Origin of the sequence: Methylobacterium bullatum, assembly GCF_014845095.1 — a bacterium.
Taxonomy (GTDB): domain Bacteria; phylum Pseudomonadota; class Alphaproteobacteria; order Rhizobiales; family Beijerinckiaceae; genus Methylobacterium; species Methylobacterium bullatum.
Genome location: NZ_NKUG01000165.1, coordinates 1 through 19018 on the forward strand (window position 1 = coordinate 1; position 19018 = coordinate 19018).

The window sequence follows — 19018 nt, forward strand, 5'->3', positions numbered from 1 at the left end:
CCCTTAGGCAGTGGAGGCCACCGCCACCCTCCCCACCGCCCACTCCTCCTCACAAGTGGGAGGAGAGTGGCGGCAGTGCCCTATTGCGCCTTCAGCGCCGGGACGCTTTTGGCCGAATTGAGGTCGAAGGTCTTGTTACGCAGCGGGTCGAGCTTGGTGCCCTCCGACGCGTCGAAGGCTTTCGGGCGCGGGGCCGACGGGTCCGGGGCGCTGCCGGCGAAGTTGGTGCCGTCCGGTGCGTAGGCCGAGGCCCGGCCCGGGACCGCCGAGGGATCGGACGGCGGTTCGGCCTTGTCCACGGGGGCGGCGTCAGTGGGCGTTTCCTTCCGGGCGCGCTCCACCTGCCGCCAGCGGGCGACGTTGCGGGAATGGCCCTCCAGGCTGTCGGCGAAGGCGTGGCCGCCGGTGCCGTCGGCGACGAAGTAGAGGTCCTTGGTGCGTGACGGGTTGGCGACGGCCTCGAGCGCGGCGCGGCCGGGATTGGCGATGGGGCCCGGCGGCAGGCCCTCGATGACGTAGGTGTTGTAGGGAGTCGCCCGGTCGATCTCGGAGCGCTGGATGCCGCGCCCCAGGGTGCCGCGCCCGCCCACCAGCCCGTAGACGATGGTGGGGTCCGATTGCAGCTTCATCCGCTTGTTGAGGCGGTTGACGAAAACGCCGGCCACGCGCGGCCGCTCGTCGGCCCGGCCTGTCTCCTTCTCGACGATGGAGGCCAGGGTCACCATCTCGGCCGGGGTCTTCACCGGGATCTCGGCCGAGCGGCGCAGCCAGATCTGGTTGAGCACTTCGCGCTGCTTGGCGCGCATCAGGTTGACGATCTGCTGGCGGGTGGCGCCGCGCTCGAACTTGTAGGTGTCGGGCAGGAGCGAGCCCTCGGGCGGGATCTCGTTGATGTCGCCCGTGAGGATGTCGTTGTCGTTGAGGCGCACCACGATCTGCTCGGAGGTCAGGCCCTCGGGGAAGGTGATGGCGTGTTGTACCTGCCGGCCGGTGGACAGGGTCTCGATCGTGTCGCCGATGCTGGCATGGGCCTTGAATGTGTACTCGCCGGCCTTCAGGGCCTTGCCGGAGAAGCGGGAGGCCCATTCGAACAGGGCGGTATGAGCGATGACGCCTTCGCGGCTGAGGGCGTCGGCGATCTCGGAGGTGCCGCTGCGGGGCGGGATGACCACGACCTTGTCGGCGGCGAGCGGGCCGGGTTCGCGGATCTGCCGGTCGAACAGCGTCACGCCGATCATCGCCGCGATGGCGAGGACCACGGCGGCGGTGAGCAGGCCGCTGATCGTGCTCAGCAACCCGCCGCGCTCGCGCACCGGGCGGTCCGGCGGGGGCGGCGCGGCCGTGGGCTTGATCGCCTCGCTGGGGCTGCGCGGGGACACCCGGTGCGGCATGGACGGCTCGTCGGACGGGACCGCGATCGCCGCCTGCTCCGGGTCTTTGCGCTTGCGGAAGAACATGGACATCCTGTTCGGGCCTCGCCTCTCGCCAACCTTGTCTCGGCCCGACGATGCGACCGTCGTGTCGTCCTGGCCGACCGGGGCACGAAACTCAGGCAATAGGTGCCGACGCATGGATGGGCTTCTCGCCAAGAAGCTTCGGGATCCTTGCGTCAAACCTGACTACACCCGGGCGGGCGGGTTGTGCGAGCCGGATTGAACCGGTTTTGTGGCAAAAAGGCGTATTATCGCTCCACCGTCCCGCCCGCTCGATGGCCAGCGCGCCGCAGACGATGAACACGGCCGGACACCCAGGTGAGCAGGCGGTCATGCTGGTCGTAGATGCCGAGGCGAGCGAGCCCTCCGGCCCAGATCACGCCGATACCGAGCATCACCAAGCCCCTGCCGGTGCCTGAGGGCCGAATCCAGCGGCGAGCGCGAGCCCGGCGGCGAATTCCAACAGCAGCGGCGTCGTCCATTGACGGAGGATCGCGTCCGCCGGCTGGAAGACCACGCCCGCTAACGCCAAAAGGGCGAGATGGTCGTTCCCGGTGAGATCTCGACCGATATCTGGGCGATCCTGACGGGAGCGTCGGACCGGCCGGGGCTTCAGACCCGACGCATCACCAGCGACGCATTCGTCCCGCCAAATCCAAAAGAATTCGACAGCACGACATCGACCTGCTTGCGCTTGGCTTCGTGCGGCACGAGGTCGATCGCGGTTTCCACCGAGGGGGTGTCGAGGTTCAGCGTCGGCGGCATCACGCCGTCGCGGATGGTGAGAATCGAGAAGATCGCCTCGATGGCACCGGCCGCGCCCAGCAGGTGGCCCACGGCCGACTTGGTGGAGGACATGGCGGCCTTGGCGGCGTGCTCGCCGAGCAGCCGCTCCACGGCCTTGAGTTCGAGCTCGTCGCCCATGGGCGTCGAGGTGCCATGGGCGTTGATGTAGTCGATGTCGGAGGCCTGGAGGCCGGCGCGCTTCACCGCGGCGCTCATGCAGCGGAAGGCGCCGTCGCCGTCCGGGGCCGGCGAGGTGATGTGATAGGCGTCGCCGGTGAGGCCGTAGCCGACCACTTCGGCGTAGATCCGGGCACCGCGTGCCTTGGCATGCTCGTACTCTTCGAGCACGACGACGCCGGCGCCCTCGCCCATGACGAAGCCGTCACGGTCCTTGTCGTAGGGGCGCGAAGCCTTGGTGGGCTGGTCGTTGAAGCCGGTGGAGAGGGCGCGGCAGGCGGCGAAGCCCGCGAGCGCCAGGCGGTTCACCGGAGATTCGGCGCCGCCGGCCACCATCACGTCGGCATCGCCGAACTGGATCAGCCGAGCTGCGTCGCCGATGGCGTGCGCCCCGGTGGAGCAGGCCGTGACCACCGCGTGATTCGGCCCCTTGAGGCCGTGGGCGATGGAGACCTGCCCGGAGGCGAGGTTGATGATTCGGCCGGGAATGAAGAACGGCGAGATCCGTCGCGGCCCCTTGTCGTGCAGGGTCACGGAGGCGTCGTAGATGCCCCCGATCCCGCCGATGCCGGAGCCGATCATCACGCCGGTGGCGCACTGATCCTCGTGGCTCTTGGGATGCCAGTCGGCATCGTCCAGCGCCTGGCCGGCGGCGGCCATGGCGTAGACGATGAACGGATCGACCTTGCGCTGCTCCTTCGTCTCCATCCATTGGTCCGGATTGAAGGTGCCGTCGCTGCCGTCTCCGAACGGGACCGAGCACGCGATGCGGCAGGCGAGATCGGACACGTCGAAGGCTGTCACCTGCGACGCTCCGCTGTCTCCCGCGATCAACCGGCTCCAGGTGGCCTCGACCCCGCTTCCCAGCGGCGTCACCATACCCAAGCCCGTCACCACCACCCGACGCATCGCGTTATCCCGAACCAGTCCCGTCATGTCACTGTCGTTCGGCGCGCGGGGTCACGTGGACCCCGCTCCTCGCGCCTCTCGTCCCGTCGTGCTTACGCGGAGTTCTTCTCGAGGAACTTCACGGCATCGCCGACCGTCTGGATGGTCTCGGCAGCGTCGTCCGGGATTTCGACGTTGAACTCTTCCTCGAAGGCCATCACGAGCTCGACGGTGTCGAGGCTGTCGGCACCGAGGTCATCGATGAAGTTGGCGCCCTCGACCACCTTCTCCGGCTCCACGCCGAGGTGCTCGACAACGATCTTCTTCACGCGCTCAGCGATATCGCTCATCGTTCTTGGTCCTTGGTTATTCGATCGTGATGGTGAAGGTGCCGTGGCCGCCGTCCCGCTGGTGCGGATCTCTGGAAGCGGCCGGTGTCCGATCGCGCGTGGTCTTGAGAACCCGCAACACGCTGAACCGTCAACCCCCCTCGCACGGCAGCCGGGGTGGTAGCACAGGGTTTTGGCGCTGGCGAGGGCCGGTTCACAAACCGTTCATCGCCGTGGCTTTTTCCCGGACAATCGTCGGGTTTTCCCGCCTGCCGTGTCGGGAGACCCTCTCAGTACATCGCCATGCCGCCGTTCACGTGCAGGGTCTGGCCGGTGACGTAGGCGGCCTCGTTCGAGGCCAGATAGACGGCCGCGGCCGCGATCTCCTCGCCGGTGCCGAGGCGGTTCATCGGTACGCGGGTGAGGATGCCCTCGCGCTGCTTCTCGTTGAGGGCGTCGGTCATCGGCGAGGTGATGAAGCCCGGCGCGATGCAGTTGACGGTGAGGTTGCGGGTGGCGACCTCGGCCGCCATGGCCTTGGTCATGCCGACGAGGCCGGCCTTGGCGGCGGCGTAGTTCACCTGGCCCGGATTGCCGGTCGCGCCGACCACGGAGCCGATATTGACGATGCGGCCGTGGCGCCGCTTCATCATGCCCTTCACCGCCGCCCGCGAGAGGCGGAACGCGGCCGAGAGGTTCACGGCGATCACCGCGTCCCACTCGTCGTCCTTCATCCGCAGCAGGAGGTTGTCGCGGGTGATGCCGGCGTTGTTGACGAGGATGTCGAGGCCGCCGAGGGCGGCTTCCGCCGCCGGCACCAGGGCCTCGACGGCGTCCTTGTCGGAGAGGTCGCAGGTCAGGGCATGGACGCGCTCGCCGCCGAGTTCGGCCGAGAGTGCGTCCAGCGCTTCGGCGCGGGTGCCGGAGACGGCGACGGTGGCGCCCTGGGCGTGGAGCGCCCGGGCGATGGCGCCGCCGAGGCCGCCGGTCGCGCCGGTGACGAGGGCCTTGCGGCCGGTCAGGTCGAACATGGGCAATCCTGTTGTCAGCTGAGCGTCGGGAAGGCGGCCACGTCGTCGGGCGTGCCCACGGGGGTGGCGGTGGCGCCGGGGGCGATCCGCTTGACGAGGCCGGAGAGCACCTTGCCCGTGCCGATCTCGTGGAACTGATCGATGCCGGAGGCGGCCATGGCGGCGATGCATTCGCGCCAGCGCACGGTGCCCGTCACCTGGGCGACGAGGGCCTGGCGGATGGCCGCCGGCTCCAGCACCGGCGCGGCCAAGACATTGGAATAGACCGGCACCAGGGGAGGCTTCATCGCCACCCGGGTGAGGGCGTCCTGCATCGCCTCGGCCGCCGGCACCATCAGCGAGCAGTGGAACGGCGCCGAGACGTTGAGCATCACCGCGCGCTTGATCCCGCGCGCTTGCGCGATCGCCACCGCGCGCTCCACGGCGGCCTTCGCGCCCGAGAGCACCACCTGCCCCGCGCCGTTGTCGTTGGCGACGTCGCAGACCTCGCCCTCGGAGGCCTCCACGGCGACGGAGCCGGCCAGTTCGGCATCTGCGCCGATGAGGGCCGCCATGGCCCCGGCACCGGGCGCCACCGCGCCCTGCATCGCCTCGCCGCGGATGCGCAGCAGGCGGGCGGTATCGGCCAGGGTGAAGGTCCCGGCGGCGGCGAGCGCCGTGTATTCGCCGAGGGAATGGCCGGCCACCGCCGCCACGTCGCGGACGAGATCGAGACCGCGTGTCGCCTGGAGTACGCGCAGGGTGGCGATGCTGGCCGCCATCAGGGCCGGCTGGGCGTTGGCGGTGAGGGTCAGTTCCTCCACCGGTCCCTCGAACATCAGTGTCGAGAGCGACTGGCCGAGCGCCTCGTCGACCTCGTCGAAGACCGCCCTCGCCTGGGGGAAGGCCTCCGACAGGGCCCGGCCCATGCCCACGGCCTGGCTACCCTGGCCTGGAAAGATGAATGCGCGCGCCATGGTCATGTTCTCGCACGGAAAGGGCGGCGCAGTCGCACCGCCCGCTCCGGGTGTCAACACGAGGCGCCGCCATCGCGGGCCGGGTCAGGCCTCGTTGAAGAAGTCCACCACCCCGGTATCGAGGCTGTAGGAGGCGCCGACGATGCGCAGCTTGCCCGCCTTCAGCGGATCGAGGAGGGCGGGCTCGGAGGCCGTGCGCATACGGGTGACGACCCGGTCGACATTGGCGCGCACGCAATTCTCGATGAAGTCGCCGGGCTTGCCGCGTGCGGACAGCACCGCCGGCACGATCGGCTCGATCATCCGGCCGATGGAGCCGGGATAGACGGTGTTGTTCTCCACCACGTCGGCCGCCGCCAGCACGGCACCGCAGCGGCTGTGGCCCATGACCAGCACCAGCGGAACGCCGAGCTGCGACACGGCGTATTCCACCGACCCGAGGGCGGCGGTATCGGCGGTGTTGCCGGCATTGCGGACGATGAAGAGCTCGCCCAGACCGCGCCCGAACAGGATCTCCGGCGAGACGCGGGAATCCGAACAGCTCACCAGCACGCAGAACGGCGTCTGCCCGAGGGCGATCTCGATCCGGCGGTCGCGGCCCTGCACAGAGCGCACCGGGCTGTCGGTCTTGTAGAGGCGATTGCCTTCCTTCAGCAGCTCGAGGGCCTGGTCGGCCGTCAGGTCCGTCTTCTTCGTGGACGGGCTGGCCGCCAGACCGAGATTCGGCATGGCGGTGGCGGCGAAGGCCGCTGCGCCGAGATGGCAGGCACAGCTGAACAGGCCGCGGCGGCTGAGCGTCTTCGTCATGAGGTTTGGGCCCTCTTCCAATCGCCATGCGAAGGCTCGCATGAGCTTGACCAGGGCCACGCATAACCGTGGGGCGGAGTGCTGTCGCCCTGGCGATAAGCAGCGGCCCCGGGCCGGGATGGAACGCAGGTCCCGAACGTGCTGCCCGTGTGGGCGGCGGATGCAATATGCTGGTCGCGCTTGTTGCGCCGCGCGAGGCGGTGTATGGAGCCGGATCAATCTCTACATTCCCGGTCTATGGAAGGAGCCCTCCCGCATGGCTCGCGTCACCGTTGAAGACTGCATCGACAAGGTCGAGAACCGTTTCGAGCTCGTCCTGCTCGCGAGCCACCGCGCCCGTTTGCTGGCCGCCGGAGCGCCGTTGACCATCGACCGCGACCGCGACAAGAACCCGGTCTGCGCGCTGCGCGAAATCGGCGACGCGACGATCACGGCCGACGACCTCAAGGAACAGCTCATCCATTCGATGCAGAAATATGTCGAGGTCGATGAGCCGGAGGCCGAGACGGTGCCGCTGCTGTCGAGCTCGCCCGCCGCCGCCGCCGTGGCGCCGCAATCCTCCAGCGACGACGGCGCCGTCCAGTTCGACCGGATGAGCGAAGAGGATCTGCTGCGCGGCCTCGAGAACCTCGCTCCGCCCACCGAGACGGACGAAGAGGCCGAGTGATCGGACGACCCGTTTTCGACTGACGATCCTGTTTGACTGACAATCTCGCGAAAACCCGGCCATGCGCCGGGTTTTTCGTTTTTCGGCGCGAGAAACCGGTGTCATGCGGCGCCATGGGTCTGGCGTGCCCGGCCGCGATGCGGGACAACATAAGACAAAGGCGGGCAGTCACGATGTGTGAAGGGTGTTGCGGCGGATGATGCGCCAGTACGAGCTCGTGGAGCGGGTGAGGCGTTACAACCCCGCCGTGAACGAGGCCCTTCTCAACCGCGCCTATGTCTACGCCATGCGCGCTCACGGCACGCAGAAGCGGGCCTCGGGCGATCCCTTCTTCGCCCATCCCCTCGAAGTCGCGGCGATCCTCACCGATCTCCGGCTCGACGACGCCACCATCGTCGCCGCCGTCCTGCACGACACGGTGGAGGACACGGCCGCCACCCTCGACGAGATCCGCGAGCTCTTCAGCCCCGAGATCGGCGCCCTGGTGGACGGGCTGACGAAGCTCAAGCGCCTCGACCTCGTGTCGAAACGCGCGGTCCAGGGTGAGAACTTCCGCAAGCTCCTGCTCGCTGTGGCGGCGGATGTGCGCGTGCTGCTGGTGAAGCTCGCCGACCGCCTTCACAACATGCGCACGCTCCACCACATGAAGCCGGAGAAGCGCGAGCGGATCGCCCAGGAGACGCTGGACATCTACGCGCCGCTCGCCGGCCGCATGGGCATGCAGGAACTGCGCGAGGAACTCGAAGACCTCGCGCTGCGCAACCTCAAGCCCGAGATCTACGCGACGATCGCCCAGCGGCTGGCCGATCTCGCGGTGAAGTCGGAGCGCTTGGTGGAGAGCATCGAGCGGGATCTCACCGCAAAGCTCGCCGCGCAGGGCATCAACGCCGTGGTCACCGGGCGGCAGAAGCGGCCCTTCTCGATCTCCGCCAAGATGGAGCGCAAATCGGTCGCCTTCGAGCAGCTCTCGGACATCTTCGGATTCCGCATCATCGTGGAATCCCTGTCCGAATGTTACGGCGCCCTGGGCGTCGTCCACACCACCTGGCCGATGGTGCCGGGCCGCTACAAGGATTACATCTCCACCCCGAAGCAGAACGATTACCGCTCGATCCACACCACGGTGATCGGGCCGAAGAGCCAGCGCGTCGAGCTGCAGATCCGCACCGCGGCCATGGACGAGATCGCCGAATACGGCATCGCCGCGCATGCCCATTACAAGGAGAGCGGCGGCAAGGACGAGATCGGCGGCGTCCATCCGCGCCTCGCCACGGAAAGCGGCGCCTATCAATGGCTGCGGCGGACCATCGAGCTCCTGGCCGAGGGCGACAGCCCGGAGGAGTTCCTCGAACACACCAAGCTCGAACTGTTCCAGGACCAGGTGTTCTGCTTCACGCCGAAGGGGCGCCTCATCGCCCTGCCGCGCGGCGCGACGCCCATCGATTTCGCCTATGCGGTCCATACCGATGTGGGCAACACGGCGGTGGGGGCCAAGATCAACGGCCGCATGGCGCCGCTGCTGATCGAGCTCGTCAATGGCGACGAGGTCGAGATCGCGCGGGCCGACGGGCAATCGCCTCCGGCGGCCTGGGAATCCCTTGTGGTCACCGGCAAGGCACGCGCCGCGATTAGGCGGGCGACTCGCTCGGCCGTGCGGCGGCAATATGCCGGCCTCGGCCGCCAGATCCTCGACCGCGCCTTCGAGCGGGCGGCCAAGAGCTTCTCCGAGGACAAGCTGCGGGGCGCGCTCCCCCGTCTGGCGCGCCAGAGCACGGAGGACGTGTTCGCGGCGGTGGGCCGTGGCGAGATGTTCTCGGGCGACGTGGTGCGCGCGGTCTATCCCGACCACAAGGAGGAGCGTCGCACGGGCCCGGCCGCGCTGCAGCAGCCCATGGATGGAGGGGCGGGGCGTCTCAGCCTCGCCAAGGGGCAGGCCATGCGCCTGACCTTCCCCGAAGGCGCCGCCGATATGGGCCGTGCCGACGCCATCCCGATTCGCGGTCTCGACAACGACCTGCCGGTGAGCTTCGCCCCGAATGGCGGCGCGGTGCCGGGTGACCGCATCGTCGGCATCCTGACGCCCGGCGTCGGGGTGACGATCTATCCGATCCAGTCGGCGGCGCTCGCCGATTTCGACAACGAGCCGGCGCGCTGGCTCGACGTGCGCTGGGACGTCGAGGCGGGAGGGAGCGAGCGGTTTCCCGCGCGCCTCGCCCTGCAATCGATCAACGAGCCCGGCGTCCTCGCCCAGATCGCGCAGGTCATCGCCGATCACGACGGCAATATCGACAACGTCTCGATGAAGCGGCGCACCCAGGATTTCACCGAGATCGTCATCGACCTCTCCGTCTGGGACCTGAAGCACCTCAACGCCATCATCGCCGAGCTGCGGGGCAAGCGCACCGTGAGCAGGGTCGACCGCGTCAACGGCTGAACGGCCGGGCTCCCGCGACGCGTCGTCGGCCATCACCGCCGCGTAACGCTCTGTTTACCAGGCCTTGGTGTGGGAAGGCCCCCGGCGGGTCGGGGCGCCTTGCGCCTCGTGGTCCACGCTGCCACAAACGCCGCCGGACCGTCTCATTCTAGGAACACTTTTCTCATGACGCCAGACGCGGTGCTCGCGGAATTCCGCGAGGCGGGTGCCCTGCTCGAAGGGCATTTCGTCCTCAGTTCCGGGCTCCATTCCGGTGTCTTCCTGCAGAAGATGGCGATTTTCTCCGACCCGGTCCGGACGGAGCGACTGTGCAAGGCCCTGGCGGAGGTCATCGTCGCCCGTTTCGGCCCCATCGACATCGTCGTGTCCCCCGCCATCGGCGGCATCGTGCCCGGCTACGAGACGGCCCGCCATCTCGGGGCGCGCGCCATCTTCGTCGAACGCGATCCCGGCGGGCCATTCTCCCTTCGTCGCGGCTTCAGCATCCCGGCCGGCCAGCGCGCGGTGATCGTGGAGGATATCGTGACCACGGGCCTCTCCGCCCGCGAATGCCTCGCCTCCCTCCAGTCCGAGGCCGGAGAGGTCATCGGCGCGGCGTGTCTCATCGACCGCTCGGGCGGGCGCGGCGAGATCGGCCTTCCCATGGTCTCCCTGGTCACCCTCGACATTCCGGTCTATCCTGCGGATGCGCTGCCGCCGGAACTCGCCGCGCTGCCTGCCGTCAAGCCCGGCAGCCGAGTGAAAGCACCGGGCTGATCCTAAGCAAGATTAGAAACTTAAGGTAGTCGTTTTTCTGGCATGCAATTAGGCATATCAGTTGCGCAAAGTGGAATATTGTAGGCAGACCTAGCTTTCATTCGATTTCTCTGGTGATTGCATACATGTCATGGTTGACAAGCGCCGCGCTCGGACAATAACAAAGGATATGATAGGCGGGTAGCTCCGGTGGCCCGCTAATTCTTGGTTTTATTTATGATTTGATTATTAGGATCAAATTCTTCGCGTTATCAAGCATTCGGGTTTGCAAGTCTTCTGGTGAAGCGTTGAGCTTTCGGACTTTCTTGCCTTACATGTGAAAAATCTGATGAGAAAATGGATCATTCAATGAGCGCACAACAGCGCAGCGCCCTGTTCATAGACGGGGCAAATCTTTATGCGGCGACGAAGGCACTCGGTTTCGATATCGACTATCGCCGGCTGCTCAAGGAATTTCAGGCTCGCGATAATTTGATACGAGCTTTCTACTACACCGCGATGGTGGAAGATCAAGAATATTCATCGATCCGTCCGCTGATCGATTGGCTCGACTATAACGGTTACCGGGTCGTGACGAAGCCGGCCAAGGAATTCACCGATTCCGCCGGCCGTCGCAAGATCAAGGGCAACATGGACATCGAGCTGGCCATCGATGCCCTCGAGCTCGCGCCCCGCATCGACCACATGGTGCTGTTCTCCGGCGACGGCGATTTCCGCTCCCTGGTGGAAGCGATGCAGCGGCGCGGCGTCCGCGTCACCGTCGTCTCGACGATCCAGACACAGCCGGCCATGATTGCCGACGACCTTCGTCGGCAGGCCGACGAGTTCGTCGACCTCGTCCATCTCATTCCCCGGGTCGGTCGCGACCCCGGCGAGCGTGGCGTCCGAAGCCAGGGCGACGGTCCGGCGCGCGGTCCGCGCGAGTTGCCGCGAGACATTCCGCGAGACCTGCCGCGCGACGTGGCCGAACGGCCGGCGGCGCGTCCCAATCCCGGTCTGGAAACCCGCTACGGTATCCGCCAGGGCGACGACGCGACCGAACAGTAACGACATCTGTCACCGGGGAAGCGCGGCAGACCGCCTCCTCGGCACCGATCCGGAGCATCGCTCTCAGCCCGTGGCGTCCGCGCCCTGAGCCGACAGCTCCGCTTCCAACCGCGAGGCGTGCGCGAAGAACCGGCGGCGGACATCCGCCGCATAGGGGTTCGCGCGCTCGATCGCATCGAAGACTTCCGGCGCATCGTGCCTGACCATGCCGACCGCCTGCATCAGCAGGTCGAAGCTCTTCGTCGTCATGCGGGTCGGCAGCGGCTCCATCTCGACGAAGACCTTTGCGATGAGATGGGTCAGCCCCTGGACCGAGGCGGCGGCCCTGTCATGTGCCTCCGGGTCCGTGAGGATGACGTCGAGGCCGAGCTGCTTGCGCAGGAAAGCCGCGGCACGCCGGCCTCCCCTCCCCCGGATCGGACATACGGCGATCTTCAGCCCCTTCACGCCCGAACGCGCGCTCTGCGGTCCGAAGAGCGGATGCGTCGCGACGATCTCGACGTGATCGGGCAACCCGTCTGCCATGATCCTCGCGGCTACCATCTTCACCGAACCGACATCGAGGACGAGGGCGCCCGGCCGCAGGTGAGGTCCGATGGTGGAGACCACCTCGGCGAGTTTGGAGACCGGAGCGGCCAGGACGACGACGCGACAGGTGGCCGTCTCGGCGAGCGAGCCGAGCCGCACCCCGGCTTTCCTCGCCCCTTTCTGCGTACTGGATTCACATATCTGGTCGCCGGTCGTTCTCCCTTCCCAGGCGGGTTCGACATGAGGCGCGACGGGCTCCCTCTCCTGGAAGGAGAGGGCTGGGGTGAGGTGTGGTCCGCCTCCGAAAAGGTCACACACCTCACCCTGTCCCTCTCCTTCCAAGAGAGGGAGCCCGCGCATCCCGCGAGATGTGTGAACGCCGTAGTCTTCCAGGAGACGGGACTCGTGCTGCCCGTGAGATGCCTGAATATCGTCGCCTTGCGGCAGGGCGGGATCGTAGGCGCGCAGCGGGAAATACCGCCCGAGATGTTGGGCGATCAGCCGGCCGAACGCGCCGAATCCGATGATCCCGACGGTGATGCGTGATGAAGGGGACGTAGCCAAAGACACGGAACTGACCTCTATGGAGCCGAGGGGCCAGCGGTACTTGGAAGAGGGTCAACCGCCGACGACCGGGGCGGTTGAGACGTGACAAAGCACCTCGCCGCTAAGGAAGCGGCGGGTGATACGATCCGGATAGGATCGGGCTCATCGTCATGGGCGGTGTCTTGGCAGGGCGGGCATCGCCCGTCGACGGAGTATTCGCGGATCAGCCCTTGTCGCGCATGATCCGGGCGCGGTCGCGCTCCCAGTCGCGTTCCTTGGCGCTCTCGCGCTTGTCGTGGAGCTTCTTGCCCCGGCCGAGCCCGAGTTCGATCTTCGCGCGGCCCTGCTCGTTGAAGTAGATCTTCAGCGGCACCACCGTGTAGCCCTCGCGCTTCGTGGCGCCGATGAGCTTGTTGATCTGCTTGCGGTGGAGCAGCAGGCGGCGCGGGCGCTTGGTCTCGTGGTTGAAGCGGTTGGCTTCGAGATATTCCGGGATGTAGGCGTTGAACAGGAACAGCTCGTCGCCCGACGGCCCGGCATAGGCCTCGCCGATGGCCGCCTTGCCCTTGCGCAGGGATTTGACCTCCGTCCCGGTCAGGGCGATGCCCGCCTCGAGGACGTCCGAGATCTCGTAGTGGAAGCGGGCGGCGCGGTTGTCGGCGACGACGCGGCGGGTGTCTTGCGGTTTGGGAGCCATCACATCGTCGGTTCTGGGGCATCGGCCTGTCCGCGCCGATACCCCTTGTCTGGAAGGAAGCTGGTGCCGTCATCGGCCGCGCGATGCGGCCGATCAACATTCATATGGTTCGCCGGCATTTCGCCTGCGAGGGGTGATCAGCCGTCGATCAGGCCGGCATGGCGCAGGGCGGCGTCGACGATGCCCTTGGTGGCATCGCTGACCGTGAGGAGCGGCAGGCGCACCTCGTCGCTCATGTGGCCGAGCCGCGACAGGGCATATTTCACCGGCGACGGGTTCGATTCCGCGAACAATCCCACATGCAGCGGCAGCAACTGGTCCTGAAACCGCAGGGCCGTGGCGTAATCGCCCGACAGGGTCGCTTCCTGCAACTTGGCGCAGAGGCGCGGTGCGACGTTCGAGACCACCGAGATGCAGCCGACGCCGCCCTGCGCATTGAATCCGATCGCCGTCGCATCTTCGCCCGAAAGCTGGATGAAGTCTTCACCCATGGCTTGGCGTTGCAGGCTGACACGGTCGAGCTTGGCCGTGGCATCCTTCACGCCGGCGATATTCTTGAGCTCATACAGCCGCGCCATGGTGTCGACGCTCATGTCGACCACCGAACGCGGGGGAATATTGTAGATGATGATCGGGATGCCGATGGCGTCGTTGACGGCCTTGAAATGCGCGTAGAGCCCCGCCTGCGTCGGCTTGTTGTAGTAGGGCGTCACCACGAGCACGGCATCCGCGCCGGCCTTCTCCGCGTTGACGGCCCGTTCGACGGCCTCGGCCGTGGAATTGGAGCCCGCGCCCGCGATCACCGGCACACGGCCGGCGGTCTCGGCGATGCAGGCGGCCACGACACGGTCGTGCTCGTCATGGCTCAGGGTCGGCGTCTCGCCGGTGGTGCCCACGGGCACGAGGCCATGGATGCCCTGCTCGATCTGCCAGACCACGAATTTGCGGAAGGCGTCCTCGTCGAAGGCGCCGTCGCGAAACGGCGTGGCGAGGGCGGTCATGGCGCCCTTGAGGCGTTGGGTCGTGGTGTCGGTCATCCTGGCGTTCCCGGCCGTCGATCTTTCGGTGGGCCGGTGTGCCGGCCGCGTCACCGCTCTCGCGGACGGGCAGACATAGGGCCTCGCTTGCACGCGCGCAAACGGTCCGTCGGCGCAGTTAATGACTTCTTAATGCCCTCTGGGACAGCTTAAGCATGTCCGCATCCGACGGGACTGGAAGAACCATGGCGTTCTGGACGCGCTCCTATCGTGCCGCCCTCCCCGTGTCCCTCGCCGTCGCCTTGGCGGGGACGACGATGTGGATCGGGCCGGCCTCGGTTTTCCCCGTGGCGGCCGGCCAGGGGGACGACATCGTCACCCGGCCGTCGAGCGATGCCGTCGCCCCGTCCGTCCTCGTGCCGGACAGCCGGGCCGCCGCCACCGATCCGGTCGCGGCCGACGCTTTGAAGCTGGACGATCGCAGCGCCGAGACTGCGCCGAGCAAGGCCCTGCCCGCCGCCGCCAAGGCCTATGCCTCCGCCGATCCTGAAGCGCCGATCGCCTTCCCCCTTCCCGATGCGGCGATGACTCCGGCCGCGCCCGTTCCGGAGGTGCCCGATCCCGCCCGCGCGGCCCAGGTGGCGCCGGATGTCGATCTCCCCGCCCTGCGCCAGGCCATCGATGCCTATCGACGCGGCAAGGTGTCCGAGGGTGACCGCCTGCGCGACGGCTTCACCGATCCCGCCGCCCTCGCTCTGCTCGAATGGGTGGCGATCCGCGCCGGCTCCGGCATCGGCTTCGAGCGCACGGTCTCCTTCACCCGGACCAACCCGGAATGGCCGGCGGGTCCGCTCCTGCGCCGCCGCGCCGAGGAGGCGCTTCTCACCGAGCGCAAGAACCCGGCGACCGTGCGCGCCTTCTTCGCCGGCACCCGCCCGTCGAGCGCTCCGGGCAAGTTCGCCCTTGCCCTCGCCTTCCGGGCGGAGGCCCTCGACGAGGACGCCGCCTCCCTGGTCCGCGACCTGTGGCGCTCCGAGACCTTCGGGCGCGCCCTCGAGACCAAGGTGATGGACGCCTTTCCGGGTGTCCTCACCCGCGTCGATCACCGCTTTCGCATGGAGCGCGCCCTCCTGAAGGAGGATTACGAGTCGGCCGGCCGGGCCGCTGCCTATGCCGGCGGCGGCTACGCCAGTCTGGTCCGCGCCCGCCGGGCCGTGGAGGACAAGAGTTCGTCGGCCGCTTCCGCGCTCAACGCCGTGCCGCCGTCGCTCCGCAGCGATCCGTCCTACATCCTGTCGCGGGCGCAGTATCTCCGCCGGGCCGACAAGCCGGTGGAGGCCGCCGCGATCCTCGCCACCGCCCCGACCAACGGCGACGTCCTGGTGGATGGCGACGAATGGTGGGTCGAGCGCCGGATCGTCGCCCGCAAGCTCATCGATATCGGCAATCCGAGCCTCGCCTACGAGGTCGCCGCCGGCCATAGCGGCCGCACGGTGGAGAAGCGGATCGAAGCCGAGTTCCATGCCGGCTGGATCGCCCTGCGCTTCCTCGACGATCCGGCCAAGGCCTCCAGCCATTTCGCCAAGGCCGCGACCATCGCCGAGACGCCGATCTCGCTCGCCCGTGTCGCCTATTGGCAGGGCCGCGCCGCCGAGGCGGCGGGTGATGCGGGCCTCGCCAAGACGTTTTACGAGCGCGCGGCGCTCCAGCCCATCGCCTATTACGGGCAACTCGCCCGGGCGAAGCTCGGACAGGCGAGCCTTCCGCTGCGCGTCGTCTCCGAACTCGAGCCCGCCGCCGCGACGGCGTTCGAGAACCGCCTGACCACGCGGGCCCTGCGCATGCTCGAGGCGGCTTCGCTCAAGGACCTGGCGCTGCCGCTCTACATCGACACGGCGAACCGCTTGACCAACCCGGCCGAGATCAGCGCGCTCGGCAACCTCGCCGTCGATGTGAGAAATTCCCGCGCCCTCGTGGCCATCGGCAAGCTCGCGGTCCAACGCGGACTGCCCCTCGACGCCCATGCCTACCCGACCATCGGCATTCCCGATTACGAGGCCTCCGCCGCCGTTCCCCTGGTGGAAAAGGCCATGGTCTTCGCCATCGCCCGCCAGGAAAGCCAGTTCGATCCCCGTGCCCAATCCAGCGTCGGCGCCCGCGGGCTGATGCAGATGATGCCGGCCACCGCCCAGCGCACGGCCCGGCGGGTCAGCGCCTCCTACGACCAGGACCGCCTCACCAGCGATCCCGCCTACAATGCCCGCCTCGGCCAGGCCCATCTCGGGGAGCTGATGGAGGATTGGCGCGGCTCCTACATCCTCGCCTTCGCCTCCTACAATGCCGGCGGCGGCAACGTGAAGAAGTGGATCGACGCCTATGGCGATCCGCGCCGGACCGGGGTCGATCCCATCGATTGGGTCGAGCGCATCCCCTTCACCGAGACCCGCAACTACGTCCAGCGCGTCATGGAGAACCTGCAGGTCTACCGCAGCCGCCTGGAAGGCAAGAGTGCTTTGCTGATCGAAGGGGACCTTCAGCGCGGGGCGCGGTGAGCCGAGGGGGTATCCTCCCCCGACCCATCTCATCCCGAAGCTTTCCCTCGAAGCCTCCGCTCGGCACTGGCAGTGGGTCGAGGTGATGGAGCGAGGCGGTCGGGGGAGCGGCCGACACGGTCGAGGCCCGACGCCCTCGGCGGCGACGGACGGGCCAGTCTCGCCAGGGCTCCGGTCCCGGCGCCGACGAGATAGGCCGCCAGGTTCAGCGCCGCGCTCTCCACCCAGAAGCCCGGGCGGCCCGGTACGAGCCCGCTGAAAGCGAGCCCGGCGAGCGCCATGGCCCCGAATCCGAGTCCGAGCCCGATGGCGGTCGAAAGCCGGTCGCGTGGCGGTCCGAAGTGCCATCCGATGGCGGTGCCCAGCGCGAGGCTGGCGGCGAGCGCGGGCCAGAGAATCGTCAACAGCAGGAGCATCGGGACGATCTCTCAGGAGCGCAGGGCGAGGCCGACGCCCTGCCCGGTGGCATTGGCGCGGCCGGCGGGCGCGGCGACGATCCTGTCCGCCGGGATGCCGGCCTGGAGCAGATACTCGACGATCACAAGCGCCCGCTGTCGAGCGATGTCGGGTTCAGGCTCCGCCGGTTTCGCCTCCTTCGGGGCTTCCGCCTTGGCATCCTTGTCCTTCGCCGCCTTGTCCTTGCCGTCCTTCACAGAGGCGGGCTTGGGATCGGCGGGCTTCGCATTAGGCTTGTCGGCCTTCGCGACCACCGGCTTCGAGGCCTTGTCGGCGTCCCGAGACTTTCCCGAATCGACCGACGAGGTGTTCTCCACCCCTGCGTCCAGGGCGGGTTTCGGTGCGCTCGCGGCACCGGCCGGGTCGCTATGACCCGTCACCTCGATGCGCAGACCGGGGCAGGCTTTCGCCGCCGAGGCCACGGCGTCGAGGGTCGGATAGAACTCCGCTCTCAGGGTGACGCCGCCGGGTGCGAAGACGAGGCGGCTCCCGTTTGTCGCGCGGTCGAACGAGTTCCGGCAGGCCGCCGGGTCGTCCAGGGTCGTGCCGGGCGGCGGCTTCACCTCGGTCTGCGCCTGCCAGCCGGCCGGCATCCGCCGGGCGAGATCGGCCTCGAACCGACCGGCACTCTCGCGGTAGAGGCTGTCGCCGGTCAGGGCGAGCTTCCTGTCCGAGAGGCGGATGTCGCCGGTGGCGAGCATGGCGAGGCTGGTGATGCCGGCCTCGACGGCGCCGATGAGGTTGGGCGGTGCGCCCTCGGCGATGCGGCTCTTGTCGACGATGCGTTCGCGGAAGAAGCGCGGTCGCAGCGTCGCCAGGATACGGTCGCGCGTAGCGCCGTCGGGAAGGTGCCCGGTCAGCGTCACCGCATCGCTCTCGCGCCGGACCATGAAGCGATAGGGCGAGAGCGGCATGGCGGCGAGATCGACCGGCCCGGCCCTGGTGCCTCGCGGTCGCCCGTCGCGCAGCAGCGCGTCGACCTCGCCGATGGCCTGCCCGTCGAGTGCGGTCCCCGAGACCGACAGGCGCGAATCGGCAAATGTGACGCTGCCGTCCTGCAACAGCGAGGAAAGCCGGAAGGCGAAGCGGCCGAGCGTGGTCGGATCGATCCCAGCCGCGAGACCACGGGCGGTCTGCATCCGGTCGTCCACCGTGGCGCCATCGGCGGCATCGTCCGCCATGGCGCGGATCTCCTCGCGTGCCGTCTCCGAGACGACATTCCCCGAAAGGACGAGGCTGCCGCCACGCTCGCGGGTCACCGCAAACCGGAAATCGGGGGTCGCCGCCGGCCGGATGTCGACCTTGCCCATGGTGAAGCCGGTCGGAGGATGGGCCAAGGCCTGCCTGACGGCCTCGTAATCGGCCACCGTCGATGCCTCGCCGCTGAGCGACACGGTGGTGTCGGCGATGGTGGCGCTGGCGCCCGGAGCCAGCGGCTTCAGTTGTTCGAGCGCGAAGGCAGAGGCGGTGGAAAAGTCCGGCGGCGCTCCACGCGCGGCTTTGGCCTGATCGACGATCCTGGTCTCGGACGGAAGTTCCGGGGCGAGCTTCGCGGCAAGCGCCCGCGGGCCGATCTCGACAGGCCGGTTGCCGGTCAGTTCGATCCGCTCCGGGCTCGTGCGCGTCGCCGTCCAGACGAAGGGAGAGGCATCCTCGACGATACCGATACGCCCGACCACGTGGCGCAGGCCGGGCAGGCGCTTGAGCCTGTCGAGGGCCGCGACGCGCCCGGCCTCGTTCGGCGCCTCTCCGGTGGCAATGAGGTCACGGCCCCGCACGTTCAGGCGCAGCCAGGGCTCCAACCCCGTCTCGGCCGTCGCACGCGCGACCGGGCCGGCGGTCTCGTCGAGCCGCCGCTCCGCGCGGCTGGCGAGGAACGGCGTCGCGACGCCGACGATGAGCGCCAGTCCGGGCAGGCCGACGGCCCAGCCGAATTTCCGGAGCAAGGGGG

Annotated in this window: 17 protein-coding genes; 6 read left to right on the forward strand and 11 right to left on the reverse strand. The window is 68.2% G+C overall.

Translation table 11 applies throughout. The features are described 5' to 3' along the window. Positions 1-80 precede the first annotated feature (80 nt). The 6 genes from mltG to MBTS_RS20355 all read right to left on the reverse strand — a co-directional run bounded on the left by mltG (position 81) and on the right by MBTS_RS20355 (position 6407). A complete protein-coding gene (gene mltG, locus MBTS_RS20330) occupies positions 81-1457 on the reverse strand; it encodes an endolytic transglycosylase MltG (RefSeq protein WP_056146604.1) in 1377 nt (458 codons plus the stop codon). 588 nt (positions 1458-2045) lie between these two features. Further along, positions 2046-3305, reverse strand: a complete 1260-nt coding sequence (gene fabF, locus MBTS_RS20335) for a beta-ketoacyl-ACP synthase II (protein ID WP_026176042.1) — start codon at positions 3303-3305, stop codon at positions 2046-2048. 92 nt (positions 3306-3397) lie between these two features. Next, positions 3398-3634, reverse strand: coding sequence for an acyl carrier protein (locus MBTS_RS20340; protein WP_018044468.1), 237 nt, complete (start codon positions 3632-3634; stop codon positions 3398-3400). A 269-nt stretch (positions 3635-3903) separates the two neighbouring features. Further along, positions 3904-4644 carry a 3-oxoacyl-[acyl-carrier-protein] reductase gene (fabG, locus tag MBTS_RS20345; protein ID WP_056146390.1) on the reverse strand — a complete coding sequence of 247 codons (741 nt, stop codon included), beginning with the start codon at positions 4642-4644 and terminating at the stop codon, positions 3904-3906. Positions 4645-4658: 14 nt separating this feature from the next. Further along, on the reverse strand, positions 4659-5600 hold the full coding sequence (gene fabD, locus MBTS_RS20350; protein ID WP_056255793.1) for an ACP S-malonyltransferase: 942 nt from the start codon (positions 5598-5600) through the stop codon (positions 4659-4661). A gap of 84 nt (positions 5601-5684) precedes the next feature. Next, positions 5685-6407 carry a carbonic anhydrase gene (locus tag MBTS_RS20355; protein ID WP_018044471.1) on the reverse strand — a complete coding sequence of 241 codons (723 nt, stop codon included), beginning with the start codon at positions 6405-6407 and terminating at the stop codon, positions 5685-5687. A gap of 256 nt (positions 6408-6663) precedes the next feature. Here MBTS_RS20355 and rpoZ point away from each other — a divergent pair, with 256 nt between their 5' ends. The 4 genes from rpoZ to MBTS_RS20375 all read left to right on the forward strand — a co-directional run bounded on the left by rpoZ (position 6664) and on the right by MBTS_RS20375 (position 11311). Then, on the forward strand, positions 6664-7074 hold the full coding sequence (gene rpoZ, locus MBTS_RS20360) for a DNA-directed RNA polymerase subunit omega (RefSeq protein ID WP_018044472.1): 411 nt from the start codon (positions 6664-6666) through the stop codon (positions 7072-7074). A 196-nt stretch (positions 7075-7270) separates the two neighbouring features. Continuing rightward, the gene (locus MBTS_RS20365; protein ID WP_192216352.1) at positions 7271-9508 is read left to right on the forward strand and encodes a RelA/SpoT family protein; all 2238 of its coding nucleotides are present in this window, start codon (positions 7271-7273) and stop codon (positions 9506-9508) included. A 165-nt stretch (positions 9509-9673) separates the two neighbouring features. Beyond that, positions 9674-10264: an orotate phosphoribosyltransferase gene (gene pyrE, locus MBTS_RS20370; RefSeq protein WP_056146384.1), complete on the forward strand. Its 591-nt coding sequence runs from the start codon at positions 9674-9676 to the stop codon at positions 10262-10264. 348 nt (positions 10265-10612) lie between these two features. After that, the gene (locus MBTS_RS20375) at positions 10613-11311 is read left to right on the forward strand and encodes a LabA-like NYN domain-containing protein (RefSeq protein WP_018044475.1); all 699 of its coding nucleotides are present in this window, start codon (positions 10613-10615) and stop codon (positions 11309-11311) included. Positions 11312-11374: 63 nt separating this feature from the next. Here the strand turns inward: MBTS_RS20375 and MBTS_RS20380 are convergent, their stop codons facing one another. Next, a complete protein-coding gene (locus tag MBTS_RS20380) occupies positions 11375-12199 on the reverse strand; it encodes a prephenate dehydrogenase/arogenate dehydrogenase family protein (protein ID WP_280529948.1) in 825 nt (274 codons plus the stop codon). A gap of 12 nt (positions 12200-12211) precedes the next feature. Between MBTS_RS20380 and MBTS_RS20385 the strand changes: the two genes are divergently transcribed. Then, entirely contained in the window at positions 12212-12385 is a 174-nt protein-coding gene (locus MBTS_RS20385; protein WP_210322894.1) for a hypothetical protein, read from the forward strand. A 223-nt stretch (positions 12386-12608) separates the two neighbouring features. On the opposite strand, the gene smpB is transcribed toward MBTS_RS20385, so the two are convergent. Further along, positions 12609-13082: an SsrA-binding protein SmpB gene (gene smpB / locus MBTS_RS20390; RefSeq protein WP_018044478.1), complete on the reverse strand. Its 474-nt coding sequence runs from the start codon at positions 13080-13082 to the stop codon at positions 12609-12611. A gap of 137 nt (positions 13083-13219) precedes the next feature. Further along, complete coding sequence (gene dapA / locus MBTS_RS20395; protein ID WP_056146379.1) at positions 13220-14119, reverse strand: 4-hydroxy-tetrahydrodipicolinate synthase; 900 nt, start codon at positions 14117-14119, stop codon at positions 13220-13222. A gap of 185 nt (positions 14120-14304) precedes the next feature. Here dapA and MBTS_RS20400 point away from each other — a divergent pair, with 185 nt between their 5' ends. Next, positions 14305-16611, forward strand: a complete 2307-nt coding sequence (locus MBTS_RS20400) for a lytic transglycosylase domain-containing protein (RefSeq protein ID WP_192216354.1) — start codon at positions 14305-14307, stop codon at positions 16609-16611. 29 nt (positions 16612-16640) lie between these two features. Here the strand turns inward: MBTS_RS20400 and MBTS_RS20405 are convergent, their stop codons facing one another. After that, complete coding sequence (locus MBTS_RS20405) at positions 16641-17027, reverse strand: hypothetical protein (protein WP_056146373.1); 387 nt, start codon at positions 17025-17027, stop codon at positions 16641-16643. A 12-nt stretch (positions 17028-17039) separates the two neighbouring features. Then, a partial coding sequence (locus tag MBTS_RS20410; protein ID WP_244973599.1) for an OmpA family protein occupies positions 17040-19018 on the reverse strand: 1979 nt, incomplete at its 5' end.

What these genes read in the sequence shown, in the direction of transcription:
- mltG (WP_056146604.1), bottom strand. Translation starts at nt 1,457, where the DNA reads ATGTTCTTCCGCAAGCGCAAAGACCCGGAGCAGGCGGCGATCGCGGTC.
- fabF (WP_026176042.1), bottom strand. Translation starts at nt 3,305, where the DNA reads ATGCGTCGGGTGGTGGTGACGGGCTTGGGTATGGTGACGCCGCTGGGA.
- MBTS_RS20340 (WP_018044468.1), bottom strand. Translation starts at nt 3,634, where the DNA reads ATGAGCGATATCGCTGAGCGCGTGAAGAAGATCGTTGTCGAGCACCTC.
- fabG (WP_056146390.1), bottom strand. Translation starts at nt 4,644, where the DNA reads ATGTTCGACCTGACCGGCCGCAAGGCCCTCGTCACCGGCGCGACCGGC.
- fabD (WP_056255793.1), bottom strand. Translation starts at nt 5,600, where the DNA reads ATGGCGCGCGCATTCATCTTTCCAGGCCAGGGTAGCCAGGCCGTGGGC.
- MBTS_RS20355 (WP_018044471.1), bottom strand. Translation starts at nt 6,407, where the DNA reads ATGACGAAGACGCTCAGCCGCCGCGGCCTGTTCAGCTGTGCCTGCCAT.
- rpoZ (WP_018044472.1), top strand. Translation starts at nt 6,664, where the DNA reads ATGGCTCGCGTCACCGTTGAAGACTGCATCGACAAGGTCGAGAACCGT.
- MBTS_RS20365 (WP_192216352.1), top strand. Translation starts at nt 7,271, where the DNA reads ATGATGCGCCAGTACGAGCTCGTGGAGCGGGTGAGGCGTTACAACCCC.
- pyrE (WP_056146384.1), top strand. Translation starts at nt 9,674, where the DNA reads ATGACGCCAGACGCGGTGCTCGCGGAATTCCGCGAGGCGGGTGCCCTG.
- MBTS_RS20375 (WP_018044475.1), top strand. Translation starts at nt 10,613, where the DNA reads ATGAGCGCACAACAGCGCAGCGCCCTGTTCATAGACGGGGCAAATCTT.
- MBTS_RS20380 (WP_280529948.1), bottom strand. Translation starts at nt 12,199, where the DNA reads ATGCGCGGGCTCCCTCTCTTGGAAGGAGAGGGACAGGGTGAGGTGTGT.
- smpB (WP_018044478.1), bottom strand. Translation starts at nt 13,082, where the DNA reads ATGGCTCCCAAACCGCAAGACACCCGCCGCGTCGTCGCCGACAACCGC.
- dapA (WP_056146379.1), bottom strand. Translation starts at nt 14,119, where the DNA reads ATGACCGACACCACGACCCAACGCCTCAAGGGCGCCATGACCGCCCTC.
- MBTS_RS20400 (WP_192216354.1), top strand. Translation starts at nt 14,305, where the DNA reads ATGGCGTTCTGGACGCGCTCCTATCGTGCCGCCCTCCCCGTGTCCCTC.
- MBTS_RS20405 (WP_056146373.1), bottom strand. Translation starts at nt 17,027, where the DNA reads ATGCTCCTGCTGTTGACGATTCTCTGGCCCGCGCTCGCCGCCAGCCTC.